20 protein-coding genes are annotated in these 25,883 nt (G+C 57.7%); 9 read left to right on the forward strand and 11 right to left on the reverse strand.

Going from position 1 to position 25,883, the window contains the following annotated elements:
- The first annotated feature begins 4 nt into the window (after positions 1 to 4).
- From ACR0C9_RS12875 to ACR0C9_RS12915, 9 genes are all read left to right on the forward strand, one after another.
- Positions 5 to 2,044 (forward strand): dynamin family protein, encoded by a 2,040-nt coding sequence (locus ACR0C9_RS12875; protein ID WP_480781173.1) that lies wholly within the window; start codon positions 5 to 7, stop codon positions 2,042 to 2,044.
- Positions 2,041 to 3,327 carry a dynamin family protein gene (locus tag ACR0C9_RS12880; RefSeq protein ID WP_480781174.1) on the forward strand — a complete coding sequence of 429 codons (1,287 nt, stop codon included), beginning with the start codon at positions 2,041 to 2,043 and terminating at the stop codon, positions 3,325 to 3,327. The genes ACR0C9_RS12875 and ACR0C9_RS12880 overlap by 4 nt, the downstream gene beginning before the upstream one ends.
- 339 nt (positions 3,328 to 3,666) lie before the next feature.
- The gene (locus tag ACR0C9_RS12885) at positions 3,667 to 5,820 is read left to right on the forward strand and encodes a serine/threonine protein kinase (protein ID WP_170453754.1); all 2,154 of its coding nucleotides are present in this window, start codon (positions 3,667 to 3,669) and stop codon (positions 5,818 to 5,820) included.
- 208 nt (positions 5,821 to 6,028) lie between these two features.
- Positions 6,029 to 7,069, forward strand: a complete 1,041-nt coding sequence (locus tag ACR0C9_RS12890) for an FHA domain-containing protein (RefSeq protein WP_480781175.1) — start codon at positions 6,029 to 6,031, stop codon at positions 7,067 to 7,069.
- A 3-nt stretch (positions 7,070 to 7,072) separates the two neighbouring features.
- Entirely contained in the window at positions 7,073 to 7,858 is a 786-nt protein-coding gene (locus tag ACR0C9_RS12895) for a PP2C family protein-serine/threonine phosphatase (protein ID WP_480781176.1), read from the forward strand.
- A gap of 20 nt (positions 7,859 to 7,878) precedes the next feature.
- Positions 7,879 to 9,141 carry a type 2 periplasmic-binding domain-containing protein gene (locus ACR0C9_RS12900; protein WP_480781177.1) on the forward strand — a complete coding sequence of 421 codons (1,263 nt, stop codon included), beginning with the start codon at positions 7,879 to 7,881 and terminating at the stop codon, positions 9,139 to 9,141.
- Between the two features lie 44 nt (positions 9,142 to 9,185).
- Positions 9,186 to 10,292, forward strand: coding sequence for a transporter substrate-binding domain-containing protein (locus tag ACR0C9_RS12905; RefSeq protein ID WP_170453758.1), 1,107 nt, complete (start codon positions 9,186 to 9,188; stop codon positions 10,290 to 10,292).
- Between the two features lie 610 nt (positions 10,293 to 10,902).
- Positions 10,903 to 11,859: an ATP-grasp domain-containing protein gene (locus ACR0C9_RS12910; RefSeq protein WP_480781178.1), complete on the forward strand. Its 957-nt coding sequence runs from the start codon at positions 10,903 to 10,905 to the stop codon at positions 11,857 to 11,859.
- Positions 11,859 to 12,515: an HAD family hydrolase gene (locus tag ACR0C9_RS12915; RefSeq protein WP_170453760.1), complete on the forward strand. Its 657-nt coding sequence runs from the start codon at positions 11,859 to 11,861 to the stop codon at positions 12,513 to 12,515. Before ACR0C9_RS12910 ends, ACR0C9_RS12915 begins: the two co-directional genes overlap by 1 nt.
- Here the strand turns inward: ACR0C9_RS12915 and ACR0C9_RS12920 are convergent.
- The 11 genes from ACR0C9_RS12920 to ACR0C9_RS12970 all read right to left on the reverse strand — a co-directional run bounded on the left by ACR0C9_RS12920 (position 12,485) and on the right by ACR0C9_RS12970 (position 25,564).
- The gene (locus tag ACR0C9_RS12920; protein WP_170453761.1) at positions 12,485 to 13,597 is read right to left on the reverse strand and encodes a glycosyltransferase family 4 protein; all 1,113 of its coding nucleotides are present in this window, start codon (positions 13,595 to 13,597) and stop codon (positions 12,485 to 12,487) included. The two genes, ACR0C9_RS12915 and ACR0C9_RS12920, sit on opposite strands and share 31 nt — an antisense overlap.
- A 6-nt stretch (positions 13,598 to 13,603) precedes the next feature.
- On the reverse strand, positions 13,604 to 14,626 hold the full coding sequence (locus tag ACR0C9_RS12925) for a glycosyltransferase family 2 protein (protein ID WP_170453762.1): 1,023 nt from the start codon (positions 14,624 to 14,626) through the stop codon (positions 13,604 to 13,606).
- A complete protein-coding gene (locus tag ACR0C9_RS12930; protein ID WP_480781179.1) occupies positions 14,623 to 15,585 on the reverse strand; it encodes an NAD-dependent epimerase/dehydratase family protein in 963 nt (320 codons plus the stop codon). Before ACR0C9_RS12930 ends, ACR0C9_RS12925 begins: the two co-directional genes overlap by 4 nt.
- A gap of 10 nt (positions 15,586 to 15,595) precedes the next feature.
- Positions 15,596 to 16,840, reverse strand: coding sequence for a class I SAM-dependent methyltransferase (locus tag ACR0C9_RS12935; protein WP_170453764.1), 1,245 nt, complete (start codon positions 16,838 to 16,840; stop codon positions 15,596 to 15,598).
- Positions 16,841 to 17,073: 233 nt separating this feature from the next.
- Positions 17,074 to 18,192 carry an acyltransferase family protein gene (locus tag ACR0C9_RS12940; RefSeq protein WP_480781180.1) on the reverse strand — a complete coding sequence of 373 codons (1,119 nt, stop codon included), beginning with the start codon at positions 18,190 to 18,192 and terminating at the stop codon, positions 17,074 to 17,076.
- Positions 18,189 to 19,397, reverse strand: a complete 1,209-nt coding sequence (locus ACR0C9_RS12945; RefSeq protein WP_170453766.1) for a DegT/DnrJ/EryC1/StrS family aminotransferase — start codon at positions 19,395 to 19,397, stop codon at positions 18,189 to 18,191. Before ACR0C9_RS12945 ends, ACR0C9_RS12940 begins: the two co-directional genes overlap by 4 nt.
- A 24-nt stretch (positions 19,398 to 19,421) precedes the next feature.
- Positions 19,422 to 20,546: a CDP-glucose 4,6-dehydratase gene (gene rfbG / locus ACR0C9_RS12950; RefSeq protein ID WP_170622147.1), complete on the reverse strand. Its 1,125-nt coding sequence runs from the start codon at positions 20,544 to 20,546 to the stop codon at positions 19,422 to 19,424.
- Positions 20,547 to 20,555: 9 nt separating this feature from the next.
- Positions 20,556 to 21,365, reverse strand: a complete 810-nt coding sequence (gene rfbF / locus ACR0C9_RS12955) for a glucose-1-phosphate cytidylyltransferase (RefSeq protein ID WP_170453768.1) — start codon at positions 21,363 to 21,365, stop codon at positions 20,556 to 20,558.
- A gap of 112 nt (positions 21,366 to 21,477) precedes the next feature.
- Positions 21,478 to 23,115 carry a hypothetical protein gene (locus tag ACR0C9_RS12960; RefSeq protein WP_480781181.1) on the reverse strand — a complete coding sequence of 546 codons (1,638 nt, stop codon included), beginning with the start codon at positions 23,113 to 23,115 and terminating at the stop codon, positions 21,478 to 21,480.
- On the reverse strand, positions 23,112 to 23,492 hold the full coding sequence (locus ACR0C9_RS12965; protein ID WP_480708496.1) for a GtrA family protein: 381 nt from the start codon (positions 23,490 to 23,492) through the stop codon (positions 23,112 to 23,114). Before ACR0C9_RS12965 ends, ACR0C9_RS12960 begins: the two co-directional genes overlap by 4 nt.
- Positions 23,493 to 23,620: 128 nt before the next feature.
- Positions 23,621 to 25,564: a nucleoside-diphosphate sugar epimerase/dehydratase gene (locus ACR0C9_RS12970; RefSeq protein ID WP_170522858.1), complete on the reverse strand. Its 1,944-nt coding sequence runs from the start codon at positions 25,562 to 25,564 to the stop codon at positions 23,621 to 23,623.
- Positions 25,565 to 25,883 lie beyond the last annotated feature (319 nt).

Consider the following 25,883-nt stretch of genomic DNA (forward strand, 5'->3'; position numbering starts at 1 on the left):
GAGTATGAGTGAATCCAATCGTCGCGAGTTAATCCGCATAGCCGAGGACATGAATGAGACGAGCCATGACGAGACCCGTCAGTTCATCTCGCGCATTGTTGGCGATCTGTCCAATCTGAAACCGTCGATTGCCTTTGTCGGGCAGATCAAGGCGGGCAAATCCCGTTTGATCAACGGGTTCACCGGGCAGGCCGAATATCTGCCCTCGGATGTGAACCCGTGGACCACGGTGATCACGGATATGCACTTTGGCCACCCCTCGGGCCGGACCGAAGGGGCCGAGTTTCATTTCTTCGACAATCACCAGTGGCAATCGCTGATCGCCGAGGGTGAAGAGCTGCGCAACATGTTCCCCGATGACGAGGACAGCTATAAGCGCGAGATGATCGAAGAGCAGGTCGAGGCGATGAAAACCCGCGCGCAGCGGCGTCTTGGCGACAGCTACGAACAGCTTTTGGGCCAGCATCACGATCTGGAAGAGCTGACCTCGGACGATCTGGCGCGCTATGTCTGCGCCGGAGATGACCCGACCGAGGATGGCCCGCTGGATCCGGGCAGCGACCGGGGTCTTTACAGCGACATCACCCGCAAGGCCGAAGTTTATTTTGATATCGGTCACTTCCCCTTCCCACTCACGGTGACGGACACGCCGGGGGTCAACGACCCGCTGTTGATCCGCGAAGAAATCTCGCGCCAGTACCTCAAGGAATCCGATTTCTTTGTGGTGGTTCTGTCGGCGCATCAGGCCCTGTCGCGTGCCGATCTGAAACTGTTCCGCCTGATGCAGGCCTTGGAACTTGGGCAGATCGTGGTCTTTATCAACCGCGTGGATGAACTGGGCGGGGGTGCCGACGATGCCACCAAGGTCCGTGCCGACGTTCTGGACGGGTTGGAACAGGCGCTTGGAAACTCGAATATCGACGTGCTGATGGGCAGCGCACAATGGGCACACTACGCGCTGACGGGCGATGAAACCGGCGTCAACCATGATGACGTTCTGGCCTGGCTGCGCGCGCATCCCGAGCAGATGCGGCAGTATCTGGACGGGGTGGAAGAGATCAAGCAAGGCCCCGGCCCGATCAGCCGCGAGGCTGTCTTGCGCTTTGCGGCCATGATCGCATCGGGCCTGCCGGACCTGCGCCGTCACGTGACGCAGGCGTTGATTGACGGGCCGCGGGATGAGCAATTGCGCATGGCGTGGCAGCACCTGAACAGCTTTGCGCAGGGCGAGTTTGAACGCTCGCAGGCGCATCTGCGCGCGCTTGAGGACGAAACCGGCGAAGCGACGGCCAGCGCGGATGAAAACGACAAAACTCTTGGCGAACTGCGCGGCCTCATCGCAGAAAAAACACAGGACATTACCCGCGACATGGACGACATCCTGTCGAACTTGCGCGGCGTGATGGATGACACCGTGGCCGAGGCGGTCTCGGTCGTTGTGCGTGGTCCCGAGGGGAAGTCACCCTTGCTGGCCAAAGGCGATACCGAGCTGAACTTTACGCCCCTGCGCGACCGGATGCGGGAACTGGTTCAGGGGGCCTCGCAAGTGGTGCGGCAGCGGATGCTCAGCGAGCTTTATGCCATCGACATGCGGTGCAATGCGGCGCTGCGCGCCCTGCCCGGTTGGCAGGAACCGGTCGACAATCGCATGAACACCAGTGCCGTGCGTTGGTTCCGCCCGGACACGACCGCGCTGACCCGTGGCATCACGGTAGAGTTGCGTGTAAACTGGCTGTCGCGCCTGATCTCGCGCAACAGCGTGGTGTCACGGGCCGAGCGGATGATTGTGCAGGAGTTCGAACTGATCGGCGACGATCTGATCGACACCACGCGGGATGATTTGCTGGAACGGCTGAATACCGTTCTGGATCACTACCTGGCCCTGTTGGCCGGGCATCTGGAACACAGAAGCGGCACGGGCGAAACCAATGCCGTTGCCGAGGCGCAATCAGCCTTTGACCGGGCGCGGCGCATCAGGGATGAGCTGGAGACCATCTTTGGACCCGGCCATTCGGAAGAACGACAGGCAGAGGCTGCGGAATGATCGACTTTCCCGGAACCGAACAGGAAGTGCGCCAGCTTGAGCGCTTTCTGACCGCAACAGAAAACATGGAGCCCGACGCGGCGCTGGAAGATATGCGCGCGCGCGCCCTGGCCCATGCAGAACGTCTGTCGAACGCGGTCAATATCGGTTTCGCGGGGGAGTTCGGGGCCGGTAAATCCAGCCTTGCCAATATGCTGGCCGGGGCAGATATCCTGCCCACGGGTCCGCAGCACCTGAAGTTGCCACTGGTGATCGTTGCCTATGCGGACGCGCCCGAGACAACCGTTGGATGGTGGGACAGGCAGCCCAAAACCTACTCCGGCATCGCGCTGGAAAAGGCGGCGGCGGATGAGCCTGATTTCATCTCGGTTGGGCTGAACACCCCTGCCCTAAAGGAAATCTCACTGTTTGATCTGCCCGGATCGGGCGCGTTGGACGATACGTACAAGCAAACGCTCGAATTGCTGAAATTCGTGGACTGCGCGATCTGGTGCACCAACGGAACCAACGCCTGGCGCGAGACCGAGCGCCATTTGTGGGCACAGGTTCCCGCCGAGCTGCGCGACAACAGCCTGCTTGCCGTGACCCATGCCGACCTGCCGCCCGTGCGCGACGCGCTGGACCGGGTTTTGGCGCGGTTGAACAAGGAGAAGGACGGCCTGTTCCGCGCGGTTGTTCCGATTGGCACCCCGGTCGCGGTCCGCGCCATGGCGCAGGAGCCCGAGCCGGACTTTGACCTATGGGAAACCTGTGGTGGTCAGAATCTGGCCGAACAGGTTCTCGAGGCTGCCTCGGACCGACGCAAACACGACCTGAACGCTGCGCGCGAAGATCTGAAACGGGACTTCCTGCCTTATCTCGAAGCCCTGCAAGGCCCTGATGCCGAGCCTGAACAGTCTGACGCGCCTTCGATGCAAGCGACGCTGGGCTCTGCCCTGCCGCCCTTGAACAATCCGATTCTGGAAGATTGGCTGGCGGCAATTGCCAGTATCTATGAGGACCTGCGCGATTCCTCATCGATCGAACCTGCGGCCTTTCTGCAAAGCTGTCAGGAAATCGTCGAAGATTTCGCCGAACGGTTGGAGCAAGGCGGCGAAATCGACCCCGAGGCTGACTGGATTCCGGCCGAGTTCGAAAAGGCCACGGACCTGCTGCTGCTGCTGCAATTCGAAAGCGGAGATGCGCCGTTGAAAGATGCGATCAGCATTCTGGTGCAGCTGGGCGATAACCTCGCCTGGGCTGGCAGCACGGTTGCTGCGGCGCAGCCAAAAACCGGAACCTGAGCCGTTCTCGCATAGATTGAGCTGCATTGCGGCGATTCGAAAACAGCAAAAACCGATTCTTAATTGTTTCGAAATCGTAGACCAAGCGTCTCAAATCGGGGCGTCAGTTTTCAAGTTTCTTAGCTATAGAGACAACATATTGTGTTAGTGGATGGTGTGGTATCTAAATATAGATATCGCACAAAAACGATCCATAGTGAAGCCATCAGGCGGCCCCAATAAAGTCAAATTTGAAACGTCTAACCGTTCTCAAGTGTCCTGCGGTTGTTTTTGGTTGTGAGTTCGTGGGCGATTTGCCCGATTATTGTACCGCAAAACGAGTAGAACGGGCGGAATGAAATGAGCCACAACCAGGCGGTCGGTGCATCGCACGACGAACCTCAGATCGAAGGACTTCAACCCGGCGCAAAGCTTTTGCGCGGGCAGTATGAAATCCTGAAATATCTCAGCAATGGTGGATTTGGAATCACCTATCTGGCGCGCGACAGCCTGGAGCGTGACGTGGTGATCAAAGAGTGTTTTCCCGGTGCCCTGTGCCGCCGTAACGGTGATCTGGTGGCGCCGAACGATCCGGCATACAAAGACGACCTGCGCGCCATCATCGACCTGTTCATTCAGGAAGCCCGCAACCACGCGCGGCTTGTGCATCCCAATATCGTCGATGTGCATCAGGTGTTCGAAGACAACGACACCGCCTATATCGCGATGGACCTGATCCGGGGGTGTGACCTGCTGGATTACGTCGAGAACCCCGAAAACGAAAGCGGCCCGGACTTTATCGTTCAGGTGACCGAAAAGATGCTGTCGGCGGTGTCGTTCATTCACCAAAGCGGGATGCTGCACCGGGATATTTCGCCGGACAACATACTGATTGACGAAAATGGCGACCCGGTTCTGATCGACTTTGGCGCTGCACGGGAACAGGCGGCCAACAAGTCCGCGGCGCTGCTGACCTTGCGGGTGATCAAGGACGGATACTCTCCGCACGAGTTCTACGTGCGCGGGGCCGAGCAAGGCCCAAGCAGCGACCTCTATGTTCTGGCCGCGACCTTGTATCACGCGATCAGCGGAGAGCGCCCGATTGATGGCCAATCCCGCCTGAACGCCTTCAACAATGGGCAGGATGATCCCTACGCGCCGCTGGCCGGTCGGTTTGACGGCTACCCCGAAGGGTTCCTTGAGGCCATCGACAAGGCGATGGAGGTTCACGCTACCGACCGCCTGCAAAGCGCGCTGGACTGGTTGCGGATGTTCCGTGGCCCCGGCGTGATGTTCGATACGTTTGCCTACCGCCCGGTTTCGGTCATCGTCGGGATGGATCGCACGGATAAAGAGGCGGAAAAAGCCCGGATCAAGGCCGAGACCGAAAATGCCGAAGCGGTCGTGACGGCGCTGCTGGCTGGAAACGCCGATATTGCGCTGGGGAACGAAGACAAAAAAGACGATGAACGGGCCAAGTTCGCTGCAAAAGAAGACACTCCGGTCGCGGTGGACACCGTGGTTCAGAGCGGGTCTGGCGGCAGCGGCAAGCTGTTGGCCGGTGTGGCTGTGGTTGCATTGGCAGTTGCCGCGGGTGGCTTCTTTGTCTTGTCGGGTGGCGACAAAGCGGATGACACGCAAACTGCGTCGGTGGTTGCCACAGATGCACAGCCAGCAGTGGTTGAGTCTGAACCCGCCGAGGAAACGGTTGTAGAAACACCCGAAGCCGCCTCCGAAACGGTGGCCACACCTGCACCAGAAGAAATTTCAGAGCCGCCTGTCGAGCAGGCAAGTTCCGACGCTGCGGAAGCGGCTGCCACAGAAGCAGCCGCCGCAGAACCGGACGCGGCGGTCAATGATCCGGCCCCCGCCGAGACCGCTGTTGCGGAACCGGCTGGTCCGGTGGATCTGGCCGAGAACCAGATCGCATTCTCGCATTGGGATGTGGATATTCCTTTCTCGATCTCGCGCCGCCGCGCGTCGACCGGGCATACGTTTTCGATAACCGGCGTTGATCAGAATCAGGACATGTCGGTCATCGGTGATTGGGTTCAGCGCGGTTCGACGATCTTTACGCTCAATGGCAGCCCGGTTCGGGGTGATGCGTCCTTTGCAACGCATGTTCTCGACAACCTCAATGTTGACCCGGACGGCTATATCCGTGTTGCGGCCCGGTATCGCCCCTTGGGTGAAACACGGGCGCAGAACGGTTTGTTGGCCCTGCCCGCCATCCGCTCGGTCGGATTGGAGAACGGCTATATGTTCACAATCCGCAGCACGGGTGACGAGAGTTGGCAGACCGTTGTGTCAGACGTTCCAGCCGAGACTGCGGGCGACCTGCAGAAAGGCGATGTTCTGCTGAGCGAGGCGCAGGGTGGTGTCGCACTCAACGGCGCAGAGAGCCTGGACGAGTTGCTGGCCGCGCTTGTTGCCGAAGAAAAATCCCAGGCCCGTTTCACAGTGACACGGAACGGAAGTGAAACGGCCGCTGTGATGCCGCTATCGCAGGAGTGATCTGACCGGTTCGAATGTGATTTGCCAGTGTGTATTTGCTGAGGATGGCCGCCTTTCAGGCCATCCTGACGGGGACCGGCCCGCCGCAGAAGGTAAGAGTTTTCCAGGTTTTTCAATATGATGAACGCCGCTGTGCTGTCTTGCGCAGAGGTATGTTGCAGCCCCCGGCACACATGTTGCGTGCCAAGAGATTGAAGGTGTCGACGCCATGTTCAAATACAAAAGCCCTCTTAGCCGGCTTCTCGAAGGCGCCGGCAAAGCCAAAGAAGACGAAGCCACGGAAACCACGTCGGCAGCGGCCAGCGAAGATCCCATCGAGGAAAAGCAGGAACAGCCCATCGCAGATTTCAACGCCCTGCGCGCGGCGCTGGCCGGCGGGAATATGTCATCCGATTCCTATGAGGAAACGGATGAATTGATGCCGGAAGAAAAGATGCCGGACTTCGCTGAGGAAGATACCGCAGAGGTTGAGGAACCGGTTGAACAGTCGATCTTCGTGGAAGACGAGGCCGAAACGGCTGACATGGGTGCAGAGGAAGAAACGCCCGCACCGGTCGCGGATGAGCAGATCGTGACCCTGCGCCTGACCACCGAAGACGCGGTTGAGCCAATCGAAGAAACACCCTCTGAGCCGGAAGCGATTGCTGAGGAACCGGTGCAGACCCCCGTTGAGGAACCGGTCGCGGAAGAACCAGTGGCAGAGGTCGTTGAAACCCCCGCCCCGGTGGCTGAAGCCGCGCCTGAAGTGACGCAGGAAGTTGAGGCAGCGCCACAGCCCGCCCCCGCGCAGGACCGCCGTTCGCGCGTCAAGACCACGTTCCTTGGGTTCGAGCGCGCCGACACGCATGTTCAGGACCTGATGGAAACCGCTGAGCCGGTCGCTAAAACCGAGGCCGTGCAAGAGACCTTCCCTGTCGGGTGGCTGGTTGTCACCTCGGGGCCCGGACGTGGGGCCAGCATCACCCTGACAGAAGGTCTGATGCAGATTGGCCGCAACGACGATCAGGCGATTCAGCTGGACTTTGGCGATACGGGGATTTCCCGCTCGAACCACGCGGTGATTGCCTATGATCCGGAAGATCGCAAATGCTATCTTGGCCATGGCGGCAAGGCCAACCTTGTGCGCCTGAACGGCAAGCCGGTTCTGAGTACTGTGGCGTTGTCCAGCGGCGACCTGATCCGCATCAGCGAAACCTCGATCCGGTTTACAGCCTTCTGCGACGACGGCTTTGACTGGCGGGATTCGTAATAGATGCTGGCGACTCCGGCATATGATATTGCACTGATCCTGAACCAGGGTCAGCGAGACACGCAGGAAGATGCCGTGGCTGCACGGATGTTCGATGCGGTCGACGCGGGTTACATCGTGATCGCTGACGGCATGGGCGGTCACGAGGCGGGCGAGGTCGCCTCGGAGCTGGTAATCGCATCCTGGCGCGAGTCGCTGGATGCGGAGCTGAGCGGTGACACCCTGGCCGAACCCGCTGCGGTTGATGCCTTGCCCCTGGCTGCGATGCTGGCCAACACGGCGATTGCGAACCACAACGAAGAAGAAGGCGGCGGCTTCAATATGGGGTCAACGCTGCTGGGCGCGCTTTTCCTTGACCAGCGGATGTACTGGATTTCAATCGGTGACAGCCCGCTTTATCTGTTTCGGGATGGTGTTCTGACACAGGTCAACGAAGACCATTCGATGGCCCCCGTGATCGATGCGCAAGTGGCCGAAGGCAAGCTGACCGAGGCGCAGGCGCAGTCCCATCCGGATCGCAATCAGCTGACCTCGGTTGTCATGGGTGGTGCGATCCCCAAGGTTGACTGCCCTGAAACGCCGCTGACGCTGAGCTCGGGTGATGTTGTGATCCTTGGCAGCGATGGTTTGCAGACCCTCTCGGACAGCGAAATCGAGGCTGTTCTGCGCGAACACAAAACCGCATTGGCACAGGAAATCGCGGACGCGTTGCTGCGGGCCGTTCTGGCCAAGGCCAATCCAGATCAGGACAACCTGACAATCGCAATCGCGAAACCGACACGACCCTAACAGGCAAAGCAACAGGACCCATGAGAAAGCACCTAATCATATCAAGCCTTGCCCTTGCCGCCGCCACCGGCGCGGCCTCGGCGCAAGAGGCATGTTCGACCTACGAGATTCAGCGCGGCGACAGCCTGCGAGAACTGACGATCCAGGTCTATTCGACCGAGGATTTCCGCATCATTTACGATGCAAACCGCGATGTCATCGGGTCCAACCCCAACATCATCCGTGTCGGTGACGTTCTGACCCTGCCCTGCCTCGAAGACGTCGGCCGTGCGGTTGCTCCGCCGGAAACCGAGGCGGAACGTCTGGCCGCCGAAATGGCATCGGAATTGGTGAAAGCCGCAGAAGAGCGTGCCGCGAAGGCGATTGCCGATGCCGAAGCCCGCGTTGCAGCGGCCGAGGCCGAAGCCAAGAAAGCCAGCGAAGACGCCGTTTCGGCGGCCAAAGCGTCGGCGGTGGAAGAGATTGAAGCGGCCCGCGCCGAAGGTGCCGCGTTGATCCGAGAGGCCCGGTCGGACGACCGCCCCGAGATCCGCGACAGGCAGATTCTGCTGATCACAGGTGGTAACTACGCGCCGTTCACCGACGAGGAATTGCCGAACCGTGGGCTTTATACCCGTCTGGTCGAAACTGCGATGCTGCGCGCCGCGCCCGAGCAGGCGTATAAAATTCAGTTCGTCAACGACTGGTCCTCGCATCTGGACCTGCTGATGCCAACGCTGGCCTTTGACGGAACCTTCCCATGGTCGCGCCCCAATTGCGAAGAGGCGGCAGCCCTGTCTGAAAGCGACCGTGAACGCTGTGAAACCTACAATTTCTCGAACCCGTTCTACGAAGTTGTGGATACGTTCTTTGCCCTTGAAGGATCGGGCTACGAACAAACGCTGACCTATTCCGATTTCGCAGGCACGACCATCTGCCGCCCCGAAGGCTGGTCGCTATCGCATATGGATGCCGTCAGCCTGTACGAGCCGGTCATCAGCCTGATGCGTCCCGTTTCGCCGGATGACTGTTTTCACGCGGTCATCGAAGGGCGCGCGGATATCGTCGCAATCGAAGCCCATCTGGCGGTCGAGGCAATCTCGCGGCTGGGCTACGAGCATCGCATCATCGAAAACCCCAACCTTGCGGCGATCAAGTCGCTTAACGTCATGACCCACAAAGATAATCCTGATGGGGAAGCGATCCTTGAGACGCTGAATCAGGGTCTGACAATCATGCAGCAATCCGGCGAATGGCGCGACATCGTGTCGTCTGCACTGCGGCATCAAATGGAAAATGGCTAAGGCCCCAAATGGCCTGACAAACGAATAGTCTGGAGGAAGTGGACATGTTTGAATTTAATCTGAAGAAAGTTGTAATGTCGGCCGGCGCCGTTACCGCGCTCAGCGCCGGTGCTGCCGCAGCACAAGAGGCCTGCACCAACTACACCGTTGCAGACGGCGACACGATGGCGACCATCGCGATTGCCGCCTATGGCACCTCGAACTATCAGCCGATCTTCAACGCGAACCGCAACATCATCAACAACCCCAACGCGCTTGAGCCTGGCCTGGTCCTTGCTCTGCCCTGTGAAGATGGCAGCCTGCCAAACGGCCAATCGGCGCAGGAAATCATCGCAGCGGAAGAACAGCGTGCGGCCAGCGTCAAGCGTTCGAACGTCTACGCCCCGCCGATCAAAATGGTTGCCGGTAACGGCTGGGAGCCGTTCACAACCGAGGCGCTGAGCGGCGGCGGCATCATGACCCGTCTGGCAACCACCAGCCTGCAGCGGGCTGGCAACAGCCGCGATTATTCGGTCAGCTTCGTAGACGACTGGAGCTCGCACTTGGAGACCCTGTTGCCGCTTGGGGCATTTGATATCTCGATCGCCTGGACCGTTCCGGATTGCACAAACCGCACATACGAATGGTCGGCTGAAACAACGGCGCGCTGCACCCAGTTTGTTGCGTCGGTTCCGGTCTACGACGTCGTCGGTGGCTTCTTCACTCTGCCTGAAAGCCAGTATGCAAGCGCAACGGATTTCAGCGATCTTGAAGGGTCCACCATTTGCCGGATGGCGGGTTGGAGCATGGTTGTTCTGGAAGAAGTTGGCTTGAACCGTGAGAACACAACCGTCGTTCAGCCCAGCTCTGCGCGTGAATGTCTGGATGCAGTTCTGACCGGCACCGCGGATGTGGCGGCGTTCGAAGTTGATCTGTTTGCATCTACCATGAACGACATGGGCCTGACCTCGGCTGACATCATTGAAAACCCATATGTTTCGACCCTGTCGTCGATGAGCTTCCTGGCGCACCGCACCAACCCGTTCGCGCGCGAATACATTGCGATGATGAACAAGGGTCTGAACGAAATGCGCGAGTCCGGCGAATGGTACGCGATCATTTCGGACTCGCTGCGCGAGCAGAACGAAAAACTGAACGCAGCTTCGAACTAATCCCTCGGTTCAGCTGAACTCACTGGGCCGGTCCTGTGACCGGCCCTTTTTTGTTTTGGAATCCCGGTCGTGCCCGCCGAATTCCAGGCCATTCGGATCGTGCAAGTGGATGGTCACAGCCAATGCCCAGCGATCTTGCGTGCCGTCCTGCGCAGGCAAGTGTACAAAAGCCAGAAATGCGTGTTTTTGGTGCCGGAAAGGCAAATGGCCAGCACCCCAAATGCTGGCCATTCAACGAGTGAGTGATTTAGCCTTGCGGCCTCACCGGTTGTAAAACTTTGTTGTCTTCAAATTACACAGATAAACCCTGCACGAGAATTAGGGGAATCCCGTAGAAACGGTAAAATTCTAGTCAAGTGCTTGTTTATGTGCGCATTTAAGTCGGTTCTTTGGCCGATCTGCACTATGTTTCACGGTTATCCAAGCCTATTGGCCGGTTTGGTACATGCCGGCGGGGTGGCGGGATGTTTCGACGGTTGATCACAACCGCACGGGGGCAAAATAATTCGCCTCAACGGCGCGATGAGCGTTCACAGAATTACCTTAACCATGTAACTGTAGGTCTGCGTAGTTGTTTGATATTTTATAGGTAAACATGGCTCGTCGCGCCTTGAAACTTCTTCTTTGTTCCGCTGGTCGTCGCGTTGGATTGCTTAACTGCTTTCGTGCGGCCGCCGAACGCCTTGAATGTGATCTCGAAATTCTTGCATGTGATTTGAACCCGGATGAAAGCGCCGCCTGCGCTTTGGCTGATCAGGCGTTTGCAGTGCCAAGAACCGACGATCCCGGTTACATCCCTGCTGTTTTACAGATCGTGCGCGATCATGGTGTGGATTTGGTGGTCCCCACGATCGATCCCGAACTGTTGCCCCTGTCCGTGGCGCTGGACGAATTCGCCGCCGCAGGCGCGCATGTCCATGTCTCGCCCCCGAATGTGATCGAGGTTGTTCGGGACAAGCATCAAACCTCTGCCGTTCTGGCAGCGGCCGGAGTGCCCGTTCCGCGCACATTGGATCACGCGGGAGTTCTTGAAAATCCAGACGGTGTGTCCTGGCCAGCATTCGCGAAACCAAGCGGTGGCAGCGCCAGCCGCGGGCTTCAGGTTTTCAATTCGATAGACGAAGTTCCCGCCGTTTTCCCCGAACCCATGATCTTTCAGGACAATCTGAGCGGACCGGAATACACGATTAACATGTTTGTCGATCAGGAAGGCCGCCTGCAAACGGTGATACCGCACAAACGGATCCAGATCAGGGCGGGCGAGGTCGAAAAGGGCCGCACGGAACGCCGCGCTGACCTGCACAAAATTGCCGAGGGGATTGTGCACGCGCTGCCCGACCTGCGAGGGGTGGCGTGCTTTCAGATCATTGACGACCCGAAACTGGGGCCATGCGTCATCGAAATAAACGCGCGTTTTGGGGGTGGATACCCGCTGGCAGACCATGCAGGCGCGCCGTTTGCGCAATGGCTGCTGGAAGAGGTGGGCGGATTGCCATCGTCCCCCCATAACGATTGGCGCGACGGGGTGCGCATGATGCGGTATGACAGCGCCGTGTATATCGATTGATGCTGGTTTTTGATCTGGACGATACCCTGTATCTTGAACGCGATTTTGCGTTCAGCGGGTTTGCGCATCTCGAACGTTGGGTCGCAGAACATTACGGCGTTTCAGGATTTGGACCTGCCTGTCAGAATATCTTTATAACCGGAGACAGGCGGAAAATCTTCAATACCGCCTGCGCTTTGCTCGGGCTGCCGGATAGTCCGGACTTCATTGATCGACTGGTGCAGGAATACCGGCTGCACGTTCCAAAAATTCAGCTTAGCCCGGACGCGGAACGGTTTCTGAATGCCGCAAGCCATCCGATGGGGTTGATCACCGATGGGCCGGAACGGATGCAGCGCAACAAGATCGCCGCGCTGGGGTTGGAAAAGCACATCGCGCATATTCGCCCCACCGGCGCTTGGCCCGAGGGGTTTGGAAAGCCGCATCCCCGCGCATTTGAAGAAATGGAAAGCCTGGCCCCCGGCGGGTCGAAAATGGTCTATGTCGCGGATAATCCGGCCAAAGACTTCGTGACGCCAAATGCGATGGGATGGCAAACGGTGCAGGTTTTGCGGGCCGGAGCCGTTCACGATCCCAACCCACCGGATCAGGCGCATGCCGCGCAGGTAAGGATCATTGACTTCGATCAGTTGCCGGACGTGATCGAGTTTTCCTGAAACATCGAGTGGCTTGGAACAATTTGATCGATGACCTGATCCCAGTCACTCAGCACCCGAGAGGGTTGCAGCCAGTACCGGTTTTCCACCGCAGATTGCCTCATTTTCGCAAGGCTGTCTTTGTCCGTCAGCAGCCCTGCCACTGCGTTCGCCAACGCCGGGGTGTCCTCCGGAGCAACGAGGATGCCGTTCTCTCCGTCCCGGACAATCTCTCGCGGGCCGTAGGCGCAATCGAAGGCCACAACCGGCAAGCCGGAAACGGTTGCCTCGGCAACCACATTGGGAAACCCTTCGAACCGCGACGGGAACACCAGCACATCTGCGTCCTGCATCCAAGCGCCGGGTCGCGCGCTTGATCCGGGCAATTGAACACGGTCGGTCAGACCCATTCGTTGAACCTGACGCTCAAGCTCATCGCGTTTTGGGCCATCACCAAAAATCGTCAATTTGGCGTCAGGCACTCGGCTGATGATTTCGGGCATGGCATCCAGCAACAGGTCAAACCCCTTTTGCCATTCCAACCGGCCCACGGCGACCATGTTTGCGGCCCCCTCCCCCAACGTGACATCCGAAAAAGGCGCGCAAGGATTGGGAATGACATGTGTGTGGTTCGCCAGAGCGTCAGGTAAATCCTGACGGGCGCGTTCGGTTTGCATCACGATGGCCGTGGCCGAGCGGGCCAGTGTATTGAACCCTTTCAACCAGATCGGATGGGCGTGCTGCGCTTGCGGATTGTTACGCTCTGACACCAAAACGGGGACGTTCAAACCCGTGTTTGCCAACAGGGTCAGCACGTTGATCTTGGTCAGGAACGACATAATCAGATCGGGTTGCACCTGCCGTACAGTCTGCCGGATATGAAGCAATCGCCGAAATTGCACCAGCTTTGAGAATCCGTCGCCGGGGTGAATGACATGCAGGTTCGTCGCCTCGGGGTAGTCGAAATACGAACTGTTGTCGGGGGTTGCCATCCCGACGATATGCACCTCATCCCCAAGGCTCAACCGATGCTCGGCGATCATCGCGATGTTTTTTTCCGCCCCACCTGCACCAAAACCGCCTTGAACCATTAACAATTTCATGATGGGTTACTCGGCCGCGTTGTGCAGACGGCCACTTATTCCGCTATCTGGCAAATCTGCGTGTTGCGATTGGGCGTCCGGGATGGTGTGTAATGGATGGGGCGCGTTCACCTCTTTCTCGATCAACGGACGGTTCAGGTCTTTGGATTGAAGGAAGATCCGGCCGATATATTCGCCCAGGATCCCAAGGAACATGGCGTTCAGGGTCATCGACAACAGCAACAGGATCGTTGTCGTCGCAAAGCCGCCGGGCCAATCCTGCCCGAAAAACAGCTTCCCGATGATGTAGCCCATCATCAGCAAAAAGGTCATCAGGCCCACGGTCAGGCTGATCATCGAGGCCAGTCGCAACGGCAGCAGCGAATGGTTGATCAACCCGTCAATGGCCAGCGACAGCATTGCCTTGAACGGAAACTTTGACTCGCCTGCGGTCCGGGCATCGCGATCATATTCAAACCCGACCTGCTGAAATCCCATGCCGCTGATCAATCCGCGCACATAGGGCGAGCGGTCGTCTACAAGGCGCAGTTCGTCCAGAATGCGGCGATCCGTCAGGCGGAACTCACCCGCGTTTCGGGGCAGATCGTCATTGCTGATCATGTCGATCAACGCATAGAAACCCCGCCGGGCTGCGGCCACAATCGGACCGTCGGGCAGGCTGCGGCGAATGCCATAGACGACGTGATTGCCCTGCCGCCACAAGTCCAACATCATCGGGATCAATTCGGGCGGGTCCTGCATGTCGCAATCCAGCTGAATCGAACATGCGCCGTTGGCAGACCGATACGCAGTCAGAACCGACGATTGATACCCCATGTTTCGGGCAAAGCGGATGACACGGACCCGGTGATCCTCGGCTGCGATCTCGGACAGAATGTCAAAGGTGCGGTCCGTCGAATGGTTGTCGGTGAAGATGATCTCGGGCTCGTAATCGGGCAGATTGTCGAAGACGTTGACAACCCGGTCATAGGCCGTTTTGACGTTGTCTTCCTCATTCAAGGCCGGAATTAGAATGGATACCAGTGTCATGCGCGCGCTCCCGCCGTCGCTGATGATGCTTTAAACTGCTTTGCCCATTGAAAAGTGCGTGTCAGGCCGTCCAACAGTGAAATCGCGGGTTGCCAACCATATCGCGCCTTCATCTGGCTTGCGTCGGGCAACAGGACATTTGGCTCATCAACCGGTGCATCGCATTTTAGCATGCTTTCACCGGCTCCGGCCAAAGTTCTTAGATGCTGAACCACCTCTGACATCTCGGGCGCATGGCCCGTGCACAGGTTGATGACCGGGCCCGCCTTTTCAGGGGCGTCTGCGATTTCCATCAGGCCCTGAACGACGTCATCCACATGGATTAGATCCCGCCTGTCATGGGGCCGCCGAAGGTGAACGGGTCTGTTGCAGAGCAGGTTTTCAATAACCTGAGGGATCAGAAAGTCTTCGGATTGTCCCGGCCCGTAGGTCAAAGCCAGACGTGTGGTTACGGCGACAAAGGGCAATCTGGGCGCCGCCATCTCAAGGTATTTCGTGCCCGCTAAAAGAGATGTTCCGTAAGTGTTTATCGGATGTTCCCGCTCTGTTTCTACGAAAGGTAGGGGAACATCACCGTATTCTGCGATGGTACCGGTTCGGACAAAGGCCCGAGGCGGCGACGCGCAGGTCGCGGCCGCCTGGATCAGACGGGTCAAACTCTTGAGGTTTTCGTCGATGCTGTGATCCAAGTCCGAAAGGTCTGGCGCGTTCGAAAACCGGGTTCGCGCCGCTGTGTGAAACACCGTGTCCGGAGCAAAATCCTGAAAGCAGTCGCGCAGCGCGTGCTCGTCAGAATAGGCGCAGCGATACGTCGCAACGTCTGACACAGCAGTCCCGAGACGGCCGAGCGATGATCCCGGCCGTGTCAGGATCGCAACCTCATCCCCCCGGTCCAGACAGGCCCGAGTGAGGTGCGATCCGATGAACCCTGATGCGCCTGTTATGAGGACACGTGCCATCGCCGGATCCTCAGGGAAGGATAACCGGCATTGGCAGCGGGACGATGAATTTTCCGCCCTGGGCTTCGAACTCGGCCATTTGTTCGCGGATCTCGTCAAAGAAGTTCCAGGCCAGCACCAACAGGTAATCAGGCTTGCGCTCAAAAACCGCTTCGGGCGGCAGAACCGGGATCAGCTTGCCGGGCGAATACAGCCCCTGCTTCAGCGGGTTGCGGTCGACCAGGAAATCAAGCGTCTCAACCCCGATGTCGAAATAGTTCAGCAACGTGTTGCCTTTGGCCGGTGCGCCGTAGCCTGCGACTGTCTTGCCGTCGGCTTTCAGGTCCGCCAGAATTTTCAGCAGGCTGTCGCGCAGCTCGTGCACGCGGTCGGCGAACTCTTCGTAACTGGCGCGGTCGGTCATGCCTGCCGCCGCTTCGTCGGCCAGCATTTCGGCCACGATGGGCGCAGGCGTTTTGTTCAAAGTTGCGCGCTGCATGAACACCCGCATCGAACCGCCGTGGACCGGCAGTTTGGTCACGTCGACAACGTCCAGACCCACCGCTTCCCCAAGCTTGACGATGGACAACAAGCTCAGTTCCGAGACGTGCTCGTGATACACGTTGTCAAATTCATTGGTTTCCAAAATGGCCTTGCCCCAAGGCACCTCGATGATGAACACACCATCGTCGGTCAAAAGATCAAGGACACCGGCGGTGAAACCGTGCAGGTCGTCGATATGGTTAAAGGTATTTGTTGTCGTGATGACGCTTGCAGGGCCTTCCTGTTCGCGCACAGTCTTGGCTGTTTCCGGGTTAAAGAAATCAACATGGACCCGCACGCCACGCTCATTCGCGATTTTGGCAAGGTTCGCCGCCGGATCGATCCCAAGACATTTGCCGCCCAGCCCGTTTGCGTGGGACAGCATAAGCCCGTCGTTACAGCCGATATCCACGATCATACCGCCTTGCGCGCGATCAACCGCCACCTGGGCGAGCCCCGCGAAATGGGTATGCATCGTAGCCGCGCCAGACGGCACGTAGAGGTAATCGGTGAAGAAATCAGCCGGAACCTGGTCGGCGACCTGTATCAGGCCACAGTCCAGACAGGCCTGCGTGTTCAGCGGAAATGCGGGTTGCGGTTCCGACAAGTCCTGCGTTTTGGCGAACATATTGGCCGGAGGGTGATTGCCCATCGGCAATACCAGCATCAGATTTTCTGATTTACAGGCCCGGCACGTTGTGCGGGATGTTGGACGTACACTCTGCATATTCATCACACTACCTTCATTTCAATTCAATATGCGCAAAAAGCGCGACAGCTATCTGTTTTAGGTTGCGTACCGTTTGCGGTTATGTGTCCGGCAACCGGTATCTCAGGAAGTTCTGCGTCACAGAATTGCTTAGCAGATGGTTCAAACACAGCGTTGCCTTGGGGGCGTATTACCAATCTGTGCCTGTGTCTTTTTCCTTTCCTCCTTTTCGGCGAATGCGACCCGATGATTTCGGATCAAAACACCTTTTGCTTGAACACCTTCTGATACAGCCAGGTTTCGACCGTTATGTGCGCCAGATGCGCGACCAGTACGCCCAGCGGAATTGTCACCAGGATAAAAATCGAAACCGACAGCGGAAAGTTCGAACCGAACCACCCCATCTTTTCGAAGACCATGCGCATTGGCAGGTACACGTAGGGGTGTGTCAGGAACATGCTGTAGCTGATCGTGCCCAGATAGAAGATCCATTTGCTGGAAAAAACGCGGCCACTGATGCTGCCCGGTGATATGGCCAGCATGAAATACAAGACCGAGAACACGATGGTCAGTGTCACATTCGGATCGACGAAATCTGACGGGATATAGAGAACCTTGCCAAGTTGCAGGAAATAGACCGCGCCACCAAATGCCAGTATCTCGCCAACCGGAACCAGTTTGCCGGTTGGAAGCATGCCCCGATCTGCAAGCAGCCGGATCATCACGCCGCCAAGGAAGAACAGCGTCGCCGGGAAATAGAGTGTGAAGGCCACCGCAGCCAGTACCGACAGCACCAGACCGATCTTCGATGGGCGATGGATGGCAAATGCCATGACCAACCCAGTCAGAAGGTAGAACCACATCTCATAGACAATGCTCCAGGCGTTGGGGGTCAGTTGCCCGGTATTGGTGAAATTGGTCAAGAACGTTAAGGCCAGAAAGATCTTCCACGGGTCCTTCAGTTCCGGCGCCGTGTTGGTGACCGCGTTCAACACGATGAACAACATCGTCATGGCAAAGAACAGCGGATAGATCCGAATCAGACGTCGCGCAGCGAACCCGCCCGGCGAATATTTGATCGAGCTGGGAAGGATGACGAAGCCGCTGATGATAAAGAAGAAAAACACTACATTGGTTCCGAAGTTCCAATAGTGTTCGAGACCCGCGAAAACAGAAGGATCATCTGCATAAGCGTTCAGTGCGGTCCCCCCGGCCAGATGGGCAATGAACACCATCAGCGAGGTTACGCCCCGAAAGGCATGCACCGTCATATTGAACGACGCGGCATGCCCTTTCGGTGCCGCCTGCGCCTTTGCTGAACCCTCAGCAGGCGCGGCGATCTCCGGAGAAACCTGGGTCTCTCTGACGTCGGTCATGCAGGGACCTTCCTTGCGCCATGCGTTTCGGCGAATTTGTTAAAGGTTTCATGCATATAGGCAATCTGCGCGTCGTCCAGACCGTGGTGGCACGCCAGAAGGATACCGCCACGCATCACCGCATCGGCGGCGGGATAGCCGTCGGGGCTGGTTTGGCACGTGACATTCTTCATGGCCGGTTGTCGCAGGATGTTGCCGGTAAAGACGGGGCGGGTCTGGATGTCCGACTTCTCAAGATAAATCTGCAATTCGCGGCGCGTGAACGGCGCGCCTTCGCGCAGGGTCAATGGGAAGGCCAACCAACCGGTCCGCGAACCCGGCAGTTGTTCGGGCAGGATGAACCAGTCTTCATACTGGGCAAAGAACGCCCGATGCGCGGCAAATGCCTTTTCGCGAACCTGAATATTGTTGTCCAGTTTGCCCAGTTGAACCAAGCCAAAGGCGGCGCTGATCTCGGACGGTTCCAGATTGTAGCCGAGGTCTTCAAACAGGAATTTCGCATCATACTCGATACCGTCCAGCATCACGTTGAAGCGGTTCTCGATGGCCTCGGATTCCACAAACAAGGACGACGAACGCCCCCATGAGCGCAGCAACAGCGCTTTGCGGCCCAGATCGTCATCATTGACGCACAGCATGCCGCCATTGCCCGCACCGTTGATGACATGGCTGCCATAGAAGCTGGTGGTTGAGACGTCGGAATAGACACCCGTGCTGGTTCCATCAATTGTCGCGCCCAGCGTATCGGCGCTGTCTTCGATCACTTTCAGACCATGGGCATCGGCCAGTTCGCGGATACGGCGCCAATCGGGCAGGTTGCCAATCAACGATGGGATCATCATGGCCGAGGTTTTCGGCGTGATCATCCGTTCGATGGCATCCACATCGATATTGTAAGTCCCTGGGGCCGCATCGACAAATGCGGGGATCAGGCCCTGTCGGACCAATGGGGCCACGGTTGTCGCAAATGTCAGCGCAGGCGTAATGACCTCACTGCCTTTCGGCAGGTCAAGGATTTCCACGGCGAGGTAGTTGGCCGATGATCCGGAATTGACCATCACACCATGGCGCTTGGCAAACAGGGCCGAGACCTGCTGCTGCATCTCGCGCACTTTGGGGCCCATTTGCGTGGATGTTTTCAGCACCTCGACCACGGCATCGATCTCTTCCTGGCCATGCACTGTTTGCCCGTAATTCACTCTCATTAAAGTCGTCTCCTTAGAAAACTGCTACTGGGCCGCAAGCGGCGGTTGCGCGTACCGCTGCGACGACATCAAATTGCTGTAGTGATCGATCTGCGCATCGGTCAGACGCGCCATATCCTCGCCCGAAAGCTGAGCCTTGTACCATTCAACCGTCATTCGAATGGCTTCGGACAGGTCCAGTTGCGGCCGCCAGCCCAACTGTGACTGGGCCTTGGTGCTGTCCAGCCGAAGCAGCCCGGCTTCGTGCAAATCATCCGGCGGGGTGCCAAAGGTAAACTTGGGCGCGCCGTCCCCCCAGGTCTCGGTCATTATCTGCGACAGGCTACGGACATTCACTGTTCCGGATACATCCGGCCCGAAGTTCCACGCGCCCGCAAAATCCTGACCGGACCCCAGCAGCCGTGCCGCTAGGGCCAGATAGCCTGACAACGGCTCAAGCACATGTTGCCAGGGCCTGATGCTGTTGGGGTTGCGAATATGAACCGGCGTGTTCTCTGCCGCGGCGCGGATGATGTCGGGGATCAAACGATCCTCGCTCCAGTCCCCGCCGCCAAACACATTGCCCGCCCGTACGGTGGCCAGACGCGGGCCGTCTGGGTCGGCAAAGAAGGAATGCGCGTAGGACTGCGCCAACAGCTCGGTACAGCCCTTGGAGGCGCTATACGGGTCTTTGCCGCCCATGGGATCGTTTTCGCGATACCCCCAGACCCATTCCTTGTTGTCATAGCATTTGTCACTGGTGACAACGACAACCGCCTGCAAGGATTTCATCCGCAGCGCGGCGTCCAGAACATGCGCCGTGCCCGAGACGTTGGTGGCAAATGTTTCCGCCGGGCTTCGGTAAGATCGGCGAACCAAAGGTTGCGCGGCCATGTGAATGACCAGATCGGCATCCACATCCGCAAGCGCCTTGTCAACCGCTGCCGCATCGCGAATGTCGGCAAACCGACTGTCGGTGAAACCGTCGACCTTGCACAGGTCAAAGAACCCCGGCCCCGGCTCAGGCGGCAGGGAAAGTCCGACGACGTCTGCCCCCAGCTTTCTGAGCCAGGCACAAATCCACCCGCCCTTGAAACCGGAATGCCCGGTTACAAGAACCCGCCGCCCGGCAAAAGCGGCGTCAAACTGAGGATCGACTTGGTCCGTCATGTTCCGATCTCAAATCGCCAGTGCAGGATAGCTTTCGTCGCCCTCGTCGCTGAAATTCATCCAGGGCGGCAGTTCATCGTCGCACAAGGCGTTCAGCGTGTTCCGGTCGCGAATGGTGTCCATCGGATGCCAGAACCCGTCATGGCGGAAGGCCATCAACTCTCCGTCGCGGGCCATCTGGGTCAGCGGCGTCATTTCCAGCGGTTCATTGTCGTCGACCATGTAGTCCAGAACGCCGGGTTCGAAAACAAAGTAGCCGCCATTGATCCAGGTATCGCGCTTGCGCACCTTTTCGGTGAACGCCTCGACCCGGTCGCCTTTGATTTCGATGTTGCCAAAACGCGCCGGAGGTTGAACGGCCGTCACAGTCGCCAGTTTCCCGTGGCTTTTGTGGAAATCGATCAGCGCATTGATGTCGATATTGCCCAGCCCGTCGGAATAGGTGCACATGAACGGCTCATTCGGGTCCAGCCACTCTTTCAGTCGGCGAATTCGACCGCTTGTCATTGTGTGCGCACCCGTGTCGACAACCGACACGTTCCAGCCGCCGGGGGCCGAGGGCACAAGCTTGAGCTCTCCGGTATCCAGAGCGACCGAGATGTTGTTTGCGATAAGATGGTAATTTGCGAAAAACTGTTTCAGCAGCAACGCTTTGTAGCCCGCTGCAACCACAAAATCCTTGTGGCCGAAATGACTGTAAATATCCATGACCCGCGCGATGATAGGACGACCGCCCACCTCGACCATGGGTTTCGGGATCGAAACCGTCTCTTCGGCCAGACGTGAGCCCAGTCCACCAGCCAGAAGCACCGTTTTCATCGTTTTTCCTTCCTTGTTAAAATCAACTCAAAAAATCGAGAACCACCCAGAAGGATGCCCGACGCGTCGGTTACATCGTCACTTCGTGGGAAACGAATCGAGCCTTTCGCGCTCATTGACCCGCCTCCTTCGGCTTCAAGTATACCACACCTTGGCCGTAGCGATTATCAAGACCCGCGATTTCGGCCTTTTGGTACCCATTCGTCAACGCGTACTGCAACAATGATGCTTCCAGCGTTGAATCGTATCCTAAAACGAAAGCGGCAGGCGGGGTTTCGTTGAACAAATCTTCAATCTGGTCGTCACCAACAATCTGGTAGTGCTGCGCCAACTCGGTTGGCGTAAATTGCGCGATGCGATACGCAAATGGACCGGTCGCGAATTCAGGATAGACAGGCAGATCCGCTTCCAGCGGGTATAGCGGCACCAATGTTGCCACAGGCCCTTCGGGTTGACCGCTTTGCGCGATGGCTTGTTGCAGGGCGGCTCCGCCTTCAACGAATTTCTGGGGTGTAAATTTGCTTGGGTTTGTGGCCGCGAGCATCCCCAACCCAAGACGCGGCAATCCCAGCACCAGCATCACAAGGATGCCCGCCCTGATCATTGGAACGACTTGCTGACGGCTGGCGGCGGGCAAAAGGCGGTAAATCAGCGCCAACAGGATCGGAATGCACACGATCGGCTGGACATAATATTGCGGAAAGCCCGGCGTCGGTACAAATGCAAACACCGCCGTAAGGCACATGATGGCCAGAACAACAATGGCCTGTCCAATCCCGGAATTTGCCAGCGCCCCCGAGGACACCCTCAGGCTTGCCACCATCAATACCAAAGTTAGCAGCACCAAAGTCAGGACAAGGGATGACCCCGAAAGCCATGCGGAATAGGCAAGTTGAAGCTTGCTTGACAACCCAAGCGCCAATTCCGGCTCGGACGCGGCGTTGGCCTCCCAATACGCGATATGGGGGCCTGTGTGAAACTGCAGGACATGCGCGATGAACAGTTGAGGATCGGACAGCAGGTACCAAAACAACGGCACAGCCCCCAGCAATCCGCCAACCAACAACGGCAGAACAACGCGTTTCAGACGTTCGCTGAACGTGAATCCTGCGGGTAGGAAGAACGCGGCGATTGCGATCGGCGGAATGAACATCACCGCACTGACCTTCATGCCTGCGGCAATCGACAACAGGACACCAGCCAACACCAAGCGCCAGGGTCTGAGTTCGGTTTCCAGCGTCTCGCAGACAAAAAGCCCAATACCCAAGACCGCAAAGGGCAATGGCAGAAGGTTGTTGGTTGCGGCCATCCCGGCCTCGGTCAGGAACGATTCACTTGTGAGCAGAGCAACCAGTGAAAACGTCGCCAGAAATCCTGATCTGGTCAAACGGTAGGTCAGCCATCCCGTGCCGATCAACAGCAACAGCCACGCGGCAAACACCCCGAACCGAGCCGAACCCAAAAGGCCAAACCCTTCGAACAGGGTGTTGAACCCAAGAAAATACCAGGCTGAGTACGGCACATGGTTGTAGAAAAAATCGGAATACAGGCTTTGATCCTGCATCAGGCTGCTTGGGGGGACAAACATCAACTCGTCCCGGCGCAGCCCGTAGCTCATCAAACGACCAAACACTGAGACCAGCAGAAACACCAAGCCCGAGATCGTCACCAGATTCAGCAGCAGACGCCAAACGTTCAGCCGTGAAGGGGCAACCCTTGCACCTGAGGTCTCGTATTGAAGATCGCTCATGACGGGTCTTCTCCGAAAGCTCGGACCTGCAGCGCCCATGAGATCAAGAGGTAGGACATCACCACAATCGGACCCAACGCGATTGCCTGAGCCAGATAGGCGTCAAGTCCCGCTTGCATCAGCCAGTGCAGCAACACTGCGTTCACAAAGTATATCAGAACATAAGAAGAGGCATAATAGGGAAGACGTCCATATCCCTGCACACCAAAGACATAGCGTTGGTGAATGCGGAAATTCCACAAGACGCAAAGGGTAAACTGCAGCAATAGCGCAAGCTGGGCCGGGACGTTCAGAACAACCAGCGCGGCGAACACAAGGTACCCGAACGCTGTGTTTACCACACCGCTTCCCAAGAACCGTATGAGCCTGGATCGCATTTCCGGCGGTGACTCCACTGGACTCAGATAGGATCCTGCAGTTTTGCTACGATCACTAAACAACGTATTCAAACCATTTAACCAATATTCGTCAAAACTATGACGAGAACAAAAAACCGGGCAGCCAATCAGCTGCCCGTAGTAGCAAATTCCCCAGTTTGAGGCAGAGGAGCCTTCCCTTTCATACCAGCGACAGCAGGTGCAACAGATACACGGGCCGGCTTGTTTTTCAGGTCCGAGACGTCAATCGGGCGCAGCCCGTTCACGCCATAACCTGGCACAAGCTCTTTCAGAAGCCGTTTGGCGGTCAGCTCGTCACATTCGATTGCCGCCGCTTCCAGCTTGCGGATCATGGCCCGGAGTCTCGCAGCCGGAACACCTTCCGGGCGCGCCGAACCGACACCCGGAATACCGCTGTCATGGCGCTGTTCGGACGCGTCAAACAGTTCTTCGAACAGTTTTTCACCCGGACGGGCACCGATGAACTTGATGTCGATGTCCTCATACGGCTTCAGGCCTGCCAAACGGATCATCCGCTCGGCCAGATCAACGATTTTTACCGGGCGACCCATATCCAGAACAAAGATCTCGCCATGGCTTGTGTCTTGTTTCAGGCCACTGGCAGCCGCGACCAGAGTCAACTGCACGGCTTCGCGGATGGTCATGAAGTATCTCTCCATGCGCTTGTCCGTGACCGTCAGCGGCCCACCGTTCGAGATTTGCCGCTGGAACAGCGGGATGAGCGAGCCGGACGACCCCAGAACGTTGCCAAAGCGGACCGAGAAGAACCGGGATTGTTCTTCCGTCTCATTGGTAATTCTGTCCTGCGCCTGAACATAGAATTCAGCCACCCGTTTCGTCGCACCCATGACATTGGTCGTGTTGACCGCCTTGTCGGTCGAGACCTGAACCATGGCAATTGCGCCAACATTGCGGGCTGCGTCGGCCACATTGCGCGTGCCGATCACGTTCGTCAGAACACCTTCGCAGGGGTTCAACTCGACCATCGGCACATGTTTCAGCGCCGCGGCGTTGAACACCAGTTCCGGGCGGTGCCGTTCGAAGATTGCGTTCACACGGGTTTTGTCGCGAATGCTGGCGACATACATCCGGCGCGGAACGTCGGCGAAATTCTGCGACAGATCCATGTCGATCGAGTAGGCGTTGAATTCGCAGTTATCGATCATGACCAGCTCGGCCGGATCAAACGAAGCGATCTGACGGCTGAGTTCGCTGCCAATCGATCCCCCTGCGCCCGTCACCAGAACGCGGCGGCCCTTGAACATCTCGCGCAGCATCGACCGTTCGACTTCTTTTTGCGGACGATCCAGGATTTCTTCGGGGTCAACATCCTGACCCTTTCCGGTGTCGTGATCTTCCAGACCGGGAACGCGCGAAACGGAAATCCCGTTGGCTTCGCACCAACGTGTGATCCGACGAATGCCGTCGCTTTCGAAATGCGTCACGGGCTCGGTCAGAAACAGGCGCCGGGGCAGATTGTTCCAGGTTTCGAGTTTCTCGATGACTTTCTCAGAGTCCAGCAAGGTGCCAATGATCTGCACATCGTGGAAATACAGGCCCTGTGTGTTGCGGGCATCATCGATAATGCCAACCGGCTGGAATTTGGAGTCGGTGTTGCGCAGGGACCGAACAAACAAGTCGCACGCAGCGCCCGTTCCGACCAAAAGAACCGGCACTTTCGTCTGCGCCTGGCAATGGGCCATCAGGCTGGCGTTTTGCCGTGTCAGCTCGCGGCTGCGCGCGACAACCCGCAATGCGCTGAAGCACAGGATCATGACACCAAACTGAATGACGTAAACCGCAAACGGAACGCTTGCCGTGACGGTCAGGATCGACCCGATCGCCGCAAGACAGCACGCTGCCAGCCCCGCGCCACGCATGATCAACACAATATCCCGAAGCGAGGTCGAGCGCGCATGACGACGGTAGACACCGGCCAAGGGGAAAACCACCAAGCCAATAATACATGACAGAATGGCCAACGGTCCGGTTGCCGGAACCAGATTTTCAGCAATGGACCCGCCACCGGCCAGGTTCAGCGCGACAATCACTGCAAATGCGGACGCGACAAGGTCACCGATGACAAGCCGGTGATTTGCTCTTAGCTCGTTGAAGATTTGAGACTGCCAAGACTGGAACCCCGACAGCAATCCCCCACTTTCCTTAAATTTATTTCCCTGAGACCCAGCCCCGGAAGAAACATAATCGAAGTCACTCATACAAACGCTCCCGCGCTGCTACACACCTCTTACTGCTGGTTTGACGGATATTGGTATTGGCGCAATTTTCGCACCGCAGACATAGAACTCAAAAAAACAACCGACTAAACGCCAGCTGGTCGATTTTGTGAATCGTACTGTCTTACCCCCT

The sequence above is a fragment of the Ruegeria sp. C12 genome (assembly GCF_056537745.1).

Coding starts and splice junctions, on each gene's coding strand:
- ACR0C9_RS12960 (WP_480781181.1), bottom strand. CDS start 23,115: ATGAGCGATCTTCAATACGAGACCTCAGGTGCAAGGGTTGCCCCTTCA.
- ACR0C9_RS12880 (WP_480781174.1), top strand. CDS start 2,041: ATGATCGACTTTCCCGGAACCGAACAGGAAGTGCGCCAGCTTGAGCGC.
- ACR0C9_RS12905 (WP_170453758.1), top strand. CDS start 9,186: ATGTTTGAATTTAATCTGAAGAAAGTTGTAATGTCGGCCGGCGCCGTT.
- ACR0C9_RS12930 (WP_480781179.1), bottom strand. CDS start 15,585: ATGGCACGTGTCCTCATAACAGGCGCATCAGGGTTCATCGGATCGCAC.
- ACR0C9_RS12895 (WP_480781176.1), top strand. CDS start 7,073: ATGCTGGCGACTCCGGCATATGATATTGCACTGATCCTGAACCAGGGT.
- ACR0C9_RS12935 (WP_170453764.1), bottom strand. CDS start 16,840: ATGAATATGCAGAGTGTACGTCCAACATCCCGCACAACGTGCCGGGCC.
- ACR0C9_RS12940 (WP_480781180.1), bottom strand. CDS start 18,192: ATGACCGACGTCAGAGAGACCCAGGTTTCTCCGGAGATCGCCGCGCCT.
- ACR0C9_RS12965 (WP_480708496.1), bottom strand. CDS start 23,492: ATGCGATCCAGGCTCATACGGTTCTTGGGAAGCGGTGTGGTAAACACA.
- ACR0C9_RS12945 (WP_170453766.1), bottom strand. CDS start 19,397: ATGAGAGTGAATTACGGGCAAACAGTGCATGGCCAGGAAGAGATCGAT.
- rfbG (WP_170622147.1), bottom strand. CDS start 20,546: ATGACGGACCAAGTCGATCCTCAGTTTGACGCCGCTTTTGCCGGGCGG.
- ACR0C9_RS12875 (WP_480781173.1), top strand. CDS start 5: ATGAGTGAATCCAATCGTCGCGAGTTAATCCGCATAGCCGAGGACATG.
- ACR0C9_RS12920 (WP_170453761.1), bottom strand. CDS start 13,597: ATGAAATTGTTAATGGTTCAAGGCGGTTTTGGTGCAGGTGGGGCGGAA.
- ACR0C9_RS12890 (WP_480781175.1), top strand. CDS start 6,029: ATGTTCAAATACAAAAGCCCTCTTAGCCGGCTTCTCGAAGGCGCCGGC.
- rfbF (WP_170453768.1), bottom strand. CDS start 21,365: ATGAAAACGGTGCTTCTGGCTGGTGGACTGGGCTCACGTCTGGCCGAA.
- ACR0C9_RS12885 (WP_170453754.1), top strand. CDS start 3,667: ATGAGCCACAACCAGGCGGTCGGTGCATCGCACGACGAACCTCAGATC.
- ACR0C9_RS12925 (WP_170453762.1), bottom strand. CDS start 14,626: ATGACACTGGTATCCATTCTAATTCCGGCCTTGAATGAGGAAGACAAC.
- ACR0C9_RS12900 (WP_480781177.1), top strand. CDS start 7,879: ATGAGAAAGCACCTAATCATATCAAGCCTTGCCCTTGCCGCCGCCACC.
- ACR0C9_RS12915 (WP_170453760.1), top strand. CDS start 11,859: ATGCTGGTTTTTGATCTGGACGATACCCTGTATCTTGAACGCGATTTT.